This is a genomic window from Novosphingobium sp. (assembly GCF_032093395.1).
Taxonomy (GTDB): domain Bacteria; phylum Pseudomonadota; class Alphaproteobacteria; order Sphingomonadales; family Sphingomonadaceae; genus Novosphingobium.
The window spans coordinates 1-10259 of sequence record NZ_DAMDBA010000094.1; the positions used below are offsets into that span (position 1 = coordinate 1).

The 10259-nt window shown below is 64.4% G+C and carries 8 protein-coding genes; 6 read left to right on the plus strand and 2 right to left on the minus strand.

Features of this window, described 5'->3' with window-relative positions; all coding sequences use genetic code 11:
• From RT424_RS21260 to cobA, 6 genes are all read left to right on the plus strand, one after another.
• On the plus strand, positions 1–872 hold an 872-nt coding region (locus RT424_RS21260; protein WP_313442308.1), incomplete at its 5' end, for an ABC transporter substrate-binding protein.
• 213 nt (positions 873–1085) lie between these two features.
• Entirely contained in the window at positions 1086–2366 is a 1281-nt protein-coding gene (locus RT424_RS21265) for a nitrate/nitrite transporter (RefSeq protein WP_313442310.1), read from the plus strand.
• Between the two features lie 76 nt (positions 2367–2442).
• A complete protein-coding gene (locus RT424_RS21270) occupies positions 2443–3648 on the plus strand; it encodes a hypothetical protein (RefSeq protein ID WP_313442312.1) in 1206 nt (401 codons plus the stop codon).
• 220 nt (positions 3649–3868) lie between these two features.
• Positions 3869–6385: a nitrite reductase large subunit NirB gene (gene nirB, locus RT424_RS21275; protein WP_313442313.1), complete on the plus strand. Its 2517-nt coding sequence runs from the start codon at positions 3869–3871 to the stop codon at positions 6383–6385.
• Positions 6386–6390: 5 nt separating this feature from the next.
• Positions 6391–6726 (plus strand): nitrite reductase small subunit NirD, encoded by a 336-nt coding sequence (gene nirD / locus RT424_RS21280; RefSeq protein ID WP_313442315.1) that lies wholly within the window; start codon positions 6391–6393, stop codon positions 6724–6726.
• A complete protein-coding gene (gene cobA, locus RT424_RS21285; protein ID WP_313442317.1) occupies positions 6723–7523 on the plus strand; it encodes a uroporphyrinogen-III C-methyltransferase in 801 nt (266 codons plus the stop codon). The genes nirD and cobA overlap by 4 nt, the downstream gene beginning before the upstream one ends.
• 19 nt (positions 7524–7542) lie before the next feature.
• On the opposite strand, the gene RT424_RS21290 is transcribed toward cobA, so the two are convergent.
• Both RT424_RS21290 and RT424_RS21295 read right to left on the minus strand, forming a co-directional pair.
• Positions 7543–8418: a tyrosine-protein phosphatase gene (locus tag RT424_RS21290; protein WP_313442319.1), complete on the minus strand. Its 876-nt coding sequence runs from the start codon at positions 8416–8418 to the stop codon at positions 7543–7545.
• A gap of 22 nt (positions 8419–8440) precedes the next feature.
• Positions 8441–10259 (minus strand): TonB-dependent receptor (locus RT424_RS21295; protein WP_313442321.1); only part of this gene is annotated, 1819 nt, incomplete at its 5' end.

A 10259-nucleotide genomic window follows, 5' to 3' on the forward strand; every position in this document is an offset into this window, starting at 1 on the left:
ACGATTTTGCCTCTGCGATAGGTTTATGGCGCCGCAAGCCCGTGATCGGCGTCGCCCATCGCTTTTCCAGCCATTCGCTGATGCTGCGTTACTGGCTTGCCAGTGCCGGGGTGGACCCGGATCGAGACGTGGTGCTGCGCGTATTGCCGCCTTCGCTGATGGTGGAAGCCCTCCATGCCGGCGAAATCGACGGTTTCATTGCGGGAGAACCCTGGGGCAGTGCCGCCGTCGAGGCGGGCCTGGCCGAAGCCGTCGCCCTGGGCGAGCGCATCTGGCGTCGGGGCGTGGAGAAAGTCCTGGTCCTGCGGCAGAACTGGCTGGAGGAAAATCCGGAAACCGTCGATCGGTTGCTGCGCGCCCTGGCCCGGGCTGCGGCCTGGTGCGATCTTCCGGAGAACCACGAAACCCTGGCGCACCTGCTGTCCGATCCGCGTTATGTGGACCAGCCCGCCGACCTGATCCTGCGCGGACTGACCGGGCAGATCGTGACGCGGGCAGGCGACGCGCCGATCGTCAGTCCGGATTTTATGCTGTTCTCGCGCGAGGCGACGCCGTTCCCGTGGCGCAGTCAGGCCTTGTGGATTTACTCGCAACTCGTCCGCTGGGGCATGGTCGAACACACACCAGGCAATGCCGCGAGCGCCGGGGACGTGTTCCGGCCCGATGTCTTTCGCCGCGCGCTGGCGGGTAGCGACATGCCGATGCCCGGCGCGAGCATGAAGCTGGAAGGCGCCGTGGAACTGCCGCTGGCGGTCGGATCGCGCAAGGGAGACCTGACGCTGGGACCGGACCGCTTCTTTGACGGCAGGGTCTTCGATCCCGAACGGATAGACGATTACCTCGCAGGCTTCACACAAGTCGATCAGGCCTGAATATGTGATCGTACATTTTGTGCCTTGCAACATGAGGCGAATCGCACGATGATATAGGCCTCACGCGATGGTGCGTGATCATATTCGGATGCGCTGCTCCAAGGATGGGGCGCCGTCCCCACCGATATTCGCAGCAAAGCCGCTGACCGGGCTCACCCAAGTGTGACGTCCGGCCTGCGGCTTTTTTCGTGTCCGTTTCATGAGGGGCTTACGATGGCAACCGCTTACTGGGAACGTGAAGGGCAGGCCGCAGTGGCCGATGCAGTGGCCGACGCAAAGGCCGACGGGGCTCCACCCGCGACGACCAGCTTCTGGAAGGCCGGCCATACGCCGACGCTGATCGCCGCCTTTCTTTATTTCGACCTTGCCTTCATGGTCTGGGTTCTGCTCGGCCCGCTGGCGCCGGAAATCGCCAAGACCCTTGGCCTGACTTCCGCCGAAAAGGGCCTGATGGTGGCGACGCCAACCCTTGCGGGCGCGCTGCTGCGGGTGGTCAACGGATTGCTCGTGGACCGGATCGGACCCAAGCTTTCCGGCGCGATCAGCCAGTTGATCGTCATTGCCGGCCTGTTCCTGGCGTGGTTCATGGGCGTGAACAGCTTTGCCGGTACGCTGGCGCTGGGCATCGTCCTTGGCTTTGCGGGCGCCAGCTTCGCGATCGCACTGCCGCTCGCTAGTCGCTGGTATCCGCCTGAGCATCAGGGCAAGGCGATGGGTCTGGCCGGAATGGGCAATTCGGGCACCGTGCTCGCCTCGCTCTTCGCGCCATTGCTGGCCAAGATGTTCGGATGGAATGCGGTGCTGGGCCTGGCCTGCATCCCGCTGTCGCTGGTCTTCGTCGTCTACATGATCATGGCCAAAGACGCACCCAGCCAGCCTGCTCCGCGCAAGCTGATCGATTATTTCGAGCCGCTCCGGCAGGGCGACGCCTGGTGGCTGATGGCGTTTTATGCCGTGACTTTCGGTGGCTTCGTCGGGCTTGCGGCCTCGCTGCCGATCTACTTCACCGACCAGTTCGGCCTGACCCCGATCGTGGCTGGCTATTGCACGGCGGGCTGCGTCTTCGCCGGATCGCTGGTGCGGCCGATGGGCGGCGCGCTGGCCGACCGGATCGGCGGCGTGAAGGCGCTGATGATGGTCTATTTCGTTGCCGCGCTGGCGCTTGCCGGAGTGGCGAACGCCGCAAGCCTGCCTGCTTCGCTGGGCTTCTTCGTGGTTGCCATGCTGGCGCTGGGCACCGGAAACGGCTCGGTCTTCCAGCTCGTTCCGCAGCGGTTCCAGGCGGAGATCGGCGTCATGACCGGTCTTGTCGGCATGGCGGGCGGCATTGGCGGGTTCTATCTGGCAAGTTCGCTGGGGCTGGCCAAGCAGATGACCGGCAGCTTCGCGCCCGGTTTCCTGATCTTCGCGGGCCTGTCTGTGGTCGCGCTCGTGGCGGTGTCAATGATCAAGAACCGCTGGCGCGCGACCTGGAAGACGGCTGCTCGCATATAATGGGAGAGAGTGGCGGCGGTTGGACTTCCCGGTCCGACTGCCGCCCTTTCATTTGCCCCCCAGGAGTTTCAACCGAATGCGATACTTGCTTGGCACGGCGGCCGCGTTGGCCGTCGCCGGTCCTGCCTGCGCCCAGGATTTCGAGATCAGGCCGCTGGCCGAAGTGCGGCTTCGCCACGAACATGTCGATCAGGATGGGATGGCGCGGGACGCCGATGCGGTAACGGCGCGCGTGCGGACGGGCGTGGAGATCGGCTCCGGCCACTGGAGCGCCACCGTTCAGGGGCAAGGCAACCTGGCGCTGGTCGATCGCTATGACGACGGTTTGCACGGTCCCGCGGATCGCCCGCAGGTTTCCGATCCGCAGAGCATCGGGCTCTACGTGGCCCAGCTCCAGTACCGGGCCAAGGGTGCCGTGCTGACGGCCGGGCGTCAGAAGATCGTGCTCGATGACGAGCGTTTCGTCGGCAATGCGCCCATTCGCGACAACGCCCAGACCTACGACGCGGTGCGCGCGCAGCTCTCGCCGGTTCGCGGATTGAAGCTGGACCTTTCCTATGCCTGGAGCGTCCGCACGATCTGGGGAATCGACGGCCGTGGCGCGCGGCAGCAGGCGATCGGCGGGGACAACCTTTTCGCCAACCTGTCCTACGCCACGCCGCTGGGAACGCTCGCCGGGTTCGCCTATCTGGTCGATCAGGACGAGGCGGCCGTGCAGGGATATCGCCTCTCCAGCCAGACCTACGGCGCGCGGCTGAGCGGCAGCCATGTCTTCTCCCCCGCCGCAAAGCTCGACTATGTGGCGAGCTACGCCCGGCAATGGGACTATCGTCGCAATCCCAACGCCTATCACGCCGACTACTGGCTGGCCGATGCCACGCTGGATGTCCGGGGATGGAAACTCAATGCCGGCTACGAAGTGCTGGGCGCGAGCGACGGCACCCCTTTCACCAGCTTCCAGACGCCACTGGGCAGCAATTTCAAGTTCCAGGGTTGGACCGACAAGTTCCTGACCACGCCTGCCAACGGTATCCGCGACCTCTATTTCGGCGGCGGCTACGGCTTGAAGCAGGTGGGGCCGCTGTCGGGTGTTTCGCTCCAGGCGGTTTGGCATCGTCTCGACAGTGACCGGCTGAGCCAGCATTACGGGAACGAAATCGATCTTCTCGCAACCGCGAAGGTGCGCAAGACGCTCGTGTCGCTTCGCTATGCCCACTATGACGCACGCGAATTCGCGACGGACACCGATAAGTACTGGATTCAGCTGGATTGGACCTATTGATCGGAACCCGTGCGCAAATCGCTTGAGCCCATGAGCGATTCCGCTTATGGTGCAGTGCAAAGGACGACGTTGTCCTTCAAACCATAGCCGATGCGGTCCACTGACGGGCCGCAGAAGCGCGAATGATGGCAAGGCCGCCATCCAGACTTTCGGTTCACGAACCGAGGGTCCGGATGGCGGCCTTTTCTTTTTCTCCCTTCGTTTTTCTGGAGTCACGGGGATGGAATTTCAGGACGGGATCGAACCGCAGGAAGCTCTGGCGGCCGACTACGAGGATACGCTGATCGTACCTGCCCAGGATGCGCGCGAACATCTGGTTGTGGTCGGCAACGGCATGGCCGGGTGCAGGGCGGTGGAGGAACTGCTGGCGCGCGATGCCGGGCGCTACCGTGTCACCATCTTCGGCGCCGAGCCGCATGTGAACTACAACCGCATCATGCTCTCGCCGGTGCTGGCGGGCGAGAAGACCTTCGAGCAGATCGTCATCAATACCCGTGAATGGTATGACGATAACGGCATCGAACTGGTCACGTCCGACCCGGTGGTAGCCGTCGATCGGGCAGGCAAGACCGTTACGGCGAAGTCGGGCCGCATGGTTGCCTACGACCGGTTGCTGATCGCCACCGGATCCGATCCCTTCATCATCCCGGTTCCCGGCAAAGATCTGCCCGGCGTCATCTCGTTCCGCGACATGAACGACGTGGACCTCATGCTGGAAGCGGCCGACAAGGGCGGCGACGCGGTGGTGATCGGTGGCGGCCTGCTAGGTCTGGAAGCGGCTCACGGCCTGGCCCTGCGCGGCATGAAAGTCACCGTGATCCATCTGATGCCCACGCTGATGGAGCGCCAGCTCGACGAAGCGGCCGGTTGGCTGCTCAAGAGCGCGCTCGAAGCGCGGGGCCAGACCATTCTCACCGGCGCGGATACCGCAGAGATATTCGGGGCGGACAGGGTCGAAGGCGTGCGCCTCAAGGACGGTCGAGAGATCCCGGCGAGCATCGTGGTCATGGCCGTGGGCATCCGTCCCGCCACGGCGCTGGCACGCGAGGCCGGTCTGGAGGTGGGGCGCGGCATCAAGGTCGACGATCACATGGTCACCAGCGACCCGGCCGTTCTCGCGGTGGGCGAATGCGTGGAGCATGACGGCAATGTCTACGGCCTCGTCGCACCGCTCTGGGACATGTGCCGCAGCCTGGCCGACGGCCTGACTGACCGGCATAGCGGCTATCGCGGCTCGGTGACGTCCACCAAGCTGAAGGTCGCCGGGCTGGACGTGTTCTCGGCCGGCGATTTCTCGGGCGGGGAGGGCTGCGAGGACATCGTGCTGCGCGATGCTTCGCGCGGGGTCTACAAGCGCGTGGTCGTCAAGGACAGCAAGGTCGTCGGGGCCGTGCTCTACGGCGATACGGCGGACGGGAACTGGTACTTCGACTTGCTCAGGAAGGGCGAGGACGTCTCGGATATCCGCGATTTCCTGATCCTCGGCCAGGCCTTCGCCTCCGGTGGCACGGCCGATCCGCTGGCGGCGGTTGCGGCACTGGCCGACGATGCCGAAGTCTGCGGCTGCAACGGCGTTTCGAAGGGTCAGGTCGTCGCCTCGATCACCGGCGGGGCGTGCAGCCTCGATGCCGTTCGCGCCACCTGCAAGGCCTCGGCAAGCTGCGGTTCCTGTACGGGCCTGGTCGAAAGCCTGCTCGCCCTGACTTTGGGCGAGGACGTGAAGTCCGGCCCCAAGACCTTGTGCAAGTGCACCAGCTTCACCCACGACGACGTGCGGCGGGAAATCGTGGCGCAGGAGATGAAGTCGATCCCCGAGGTCATGCAGAAGCTGCACTGGTCGACGCCGGACGGTTGCTCTTCCTGCCGACCCGCGCTCAACTACTACCTGCTCTGCGCACTGCCGGGCGAGTATGAGGACGACCAGCAGAGCCGCTTCGTCAATGAGCGCATGCACGCCAATATCCAGAAGGACGGCACCTATTCGGTGGTGCCGCGCATGTGGGGCGGGCTCACCAATCCGCGTGAACTGCGCGCCATCGCGGACGTCGTGGAGAAGTACGACGCGCCGATGGTCAAGGTGACGGGTGGCCAGCGGCTCGACATCTTCGGGATCAAGAAGGAAGACCTGCCCGCCGTTTGGGCCGATCTCAATGCGGCCGGAATGGTCTCGGGCCACGCCTACGGCAAGTCGCTGCGCACGGTGAAGACCTGCGTGGGCTCGGAATGGTGCCGCTTCGGTACGCAAGATTCCACCGGCCTCGGCGTGAAGACCGAGCGGATGACCTGGGGCTCGTGGATGCCGCACAAGTTCAAGATCGCGGTATCGGGCTGCCCGCGCAATTGCGCGGAGGCGACGATCAAGGACTTCGGGATCGTCTGCGTGGACTCCGGCTACGAACTGCACGTCGGCGGCAACGGCGGCATTCATGTCCGCGCCACCGACTTTCTCTGCAAGGTGGCAACCGAGCAGGAAGCGCTCGACTACTGCGCCGCCTTCACGCAGCTCTACCGCGAGGAAGCGCGCTACCTGGAGCGTACCGCACCATGGATCGAGCGCGTGGGCGTGGACTACGTGAAGCAGCGCATCGTCGAGGACGACGCAGGCCGGGAAGCCTTGCGCGCCCGCTTCCTCTATTCGCAGAGCTTCAGCCAGGAAGACCCCTGGGCCGAACGCGCGGCCGGCCATCAGGCCGAACTGCACCAGCACCTCGAACCTCTAGCAATGGCAGCGGAGTAATGCGCATGAACGACTGGATCGACATCGGCACTCTCTCCGACATCCCCTTGCGCGGTGCGCGCACCGTGCAGCTTGAAGGCGAGAAGGAGATCGCCGTCTTCCGCACGGGGGATGACCGGGTCTTCGCCCTCGTCAACGAATGCCCGCACAAAAAGGGTCCGCTGAGCCAGGGGATCGTCCACGGGCACTCGGTGACCTGCCCGCTGCACAACTGGAACATCGCGCTCGCCACCGGCGAGGCACAGGGCGAAGACGAGGGCTGCACGCCGAAGATCGCGGTGAAGCAGGAAGGTGACCGCATCCTGATCGCTCACCCGCAGACCTTGCAGGTGGCGGCATGAGCGGGCCTAAGCCTTACGGATCCACCCTTATGGCGCCGGGCGAAGTCTGGCTGGTCGGTGCCGGTCCGGGCGATCCGGACCTGCTCACGCGAAAGGCCGAAAAGCTGATCCGGGCGGCGGACGTGGTGTTCTTCGACGCTCTTGTCGGCCCGGGTGTGCTGGACCTGATCCCCTCAGGCGTAGAACGGGTGAGCGTGGGCAAGCGCTCGGGACGACACAGCAAGGCGCAGGGCTCGATCGACGATCTGCTGCTTGAGGCGGCACGCGCCGGCAAGCGGGTAGTGCGCCTCAAGGGCGGGGATCCCTCTATCTTCGGCCGATCCGCCGAAGAGATGGATCACCTGACGGCTGCGGGCGTGGCGGTGCGGATCTGTCCGGGTGTGACCACTGCCAGTGCGGCGGCGGCGAGCGGGCTGGCTTCGCTCACCCTGCGCGGCGTGGCGCGCGGCCTCACACTGGTAACGGCACATCTCAAGGCAGGTGAGCCGCTGAAGCTGGACTGGGAAACGCTGGCTCGCCCCGGCGGCACGTTGGGTGTCTACATGGGCCGGGCCGCTGCCGGAGAGATCGGCCGGTCGCTGATCGCCGCCGGGCGCGATCCCGATACGCCGGTGATGATTGCCGTCAACGTCTCGCTGCCGAACGAGCGTTTGATCCGGGGCAAGCTTTCGGCGCTGGCCTTCCTGGTCGCCACGATCAGCGACGACGATCCGACCCTGCTGCTGATCGGCGAAGCCGTTGAAGCGCGGCCGGAACTCGTGCGCGAAGTCGCGAAAATGGCCGACGCGATCGCGTGATCGCGCCGGCCTTTCAGGCTCAGTCGAGATAGAGCGCGCGCAGCGTGGCGATCTGCGGCCTGTCCAGGCCCATCTCATCCTTGAGATAGCCCATGGCACCCCCGCGATGCGCATCCAGTGCCTTGAAGGCAGCTTCGATATAGGCGCGGTCGGCCTTCATGAAGGCGGCCTGCACGGCGGGGGGCAGTGACAGGAAGGCCTGGCCGGTGGCAGCGCTCGCGCCGGTCTTCGCCTTGGCGAGGGCGGCGGGAAGGTAAGTGTTGGTGAGCAGGTAGTCCTGGATCACCGTCTCGCGCGGTACGCCAAGCGCGGTCAGCAGCAGGGCGGCCGAAACGCCGGTGCGGTCCTTGCCCGCCGAGCAGTTGAAAGCCAGCGGCGCATTGCCGGCAAGCAACTGCCCGAACATGCGCTTGAATTGGGGAGCAAAGGTGGTGAGCATCTTGGGATAGCTGGCGGTCATGATCGACTTCGCCATCTCCGGCGTGATCTTCGCCATGTCCTTGGGCATGAGGCCCACCGACATCCCGTCGTAGTCTTCGGCGAAAATCGTCGGGCCGGTTCCCGCCGCCCAGGGCATGGGCTCGGCCTTGCGCTCGTTGGAATCGCGGTAATCGCAGATCGTCCTGATCCCCCGCTTGTTCAGGGTGCCGAGATCCTTCGCGGTGAGGTCCACCATCGAGCCCGAGCGGAACAGCATGCCCCACTTCACGGTGCGGCCGTCGGCAGTGCGATAGCCTCCGAGGTCGCGGAAGTTGCGGCCGCCTTCCAGCGGCAGCAGGCGCTGGTGCGTCGCCTGAGCGGACGGGACAGGCGCGGCTTTGGTCGCCGCATGGATGGCCGGCTGAGCCAGCACGCCGAGCGCAAGGAATACGCCGGCAGAGTAACGCCAGTTCATGGTCTTTTCCCTTTTCGCAGGATCAGTATTTGACGGTTGCCGAGATCCCGACCGTGCGGGGATCGTTGAAGATGCCGTAGTAGCCCAGGGTCGATCCACCGTTCGCCCTCACGTAAGTATAGGCTTCGTTGAAGAGGTTGCGGCCCCACACCGAAAGCTCCAGCGCAGGCCCGCTGGCCATGCGAATGTCGGCAAGGGCAACCCGGCCGTTGACGATGAAGGAAGAGCCCGTCTTCGTCGGATCGCTGGCCATCGAATACTGACCCGAACCGTAGTTTCCGTCGACATGGAAGCGCAGCATAGATTCGCCGACCGGCAATTCGTAGTCGATCGCCGCGCTGGCGGCATGGGCCGGGGTGTAGACCACATAGACTTGCGTCAGCTTGTCGCCGTCGAACGGATTGGGCGCGAGCGGCAGATGGACATCGGTGTAGGCATAAGAGCCGGTAAGCGTCAGGCCCTGGAACGGCGCCACGGTCAGATCGGCTTCGATGCCCTTGATCCGCCCCTTGCCCTCGGCATTGCGGGTTTCGATCGTGGTCCGCGTGGTGTTCAGCACGGGCGCGTTGAAGTCGATCTGCATGTCCTTGTAGGCGGATGTATAGGCCGCGATGTTGAAGCGGACATGGTTATCGAGGAATTCGGTCTTGGCGCCGATTTCGAAAGTGGAAACCGATTCCGGATTGAAGCTGTGGTATTCCTTGGAGCGGCTGTTGGCGCCGCCCGCCTTGTAGCCGGTGCTCCACTTTCCGTAGACATGGACATCCTGCGTCACGTCGACGGCCAGGTTCACCATCGGGTCGAACCGGTTCCATGCATCATCCAGCACGTAAGGGGTATCGACGCCGTTCACCTTGTCGAGCCTGCCGGTCTTGGCATCGTGCGTGAAGCGCCCGCCTGCGGTCAGGTGAACGATGTCGTTCAGCATCTGCGGGGTCCAGGTGGCCTGGCCGAAGACGCCGATGCTTTCGGTATTGGCATGGCTCGCGCGATCGGGGAAGGGGATGGAGGACGTGGGCTGCGGGAGGATCGTATAGCCGGTTCCGTCCGCGTTCCACTTGTTGGTGTAAGGCGTCCAGGCGTTGTCGTTCACCTTCTCGTTGTAGTAGAAGGCGCCGGCCACGAAGCTCAGCTGCTTCATCGTGCCGATGATCTGAATTTCCTGGCTGTACTGCTTCTGCCAGACGTCCGCGAGGCTGAAGCGGCTGAAATTGGTGTTGCCGCTATAGCCGGGGATGAAGACACCGAGGTTCGCGGCGCCATTGTCGTTCTGGGTCTGGGTCAGTTCCCGGTAGGAGCTGATCGACTTGATCTCCAGCTCCGGCGAAACCGTCCAGTCCAGCGTCAGCAGGTGTCCATGCGTCTTGCCCAGGGCCCAGGGTTGCGGAGAACCGATATTGGCCACTTTCGCGCGATCCGGCTGCGCCTGGAGCAGGGGGCCGGTGCTCTTGGTCAGGAGTTGGAGGTAGTACGGCGTCGTCTGATCGCGCGAGATGTCGAACGAATAGAGCGCGTTGAAGCTGCTGCTCGGCTCCCATAGCACGGCGGCATGGGCGCCCTTCTTGTTGTACGCATTGAAGTCGCGTGCGCTGGCCAACGGATTGTCCACCGTACCACCGCGCGTGGTGATCAGGCCGTCCAGCTTGACCGAGATATTGGCGAAGCTCGGCAGATCGAGGTGAAGCGAAGCCTCGCGGGAATCGTAGTTGCCTACCCCGACGCTGGCGCGGGCGCCGAATTCGCCGCTGGGCTTCTTGGTGACGATGCTGATGGCCCCGCCTTCGGTATTGCGGCCGAACAGAGTGCCTTGCGGCCCTTTCAGGACTTCGATGCGCTCGACG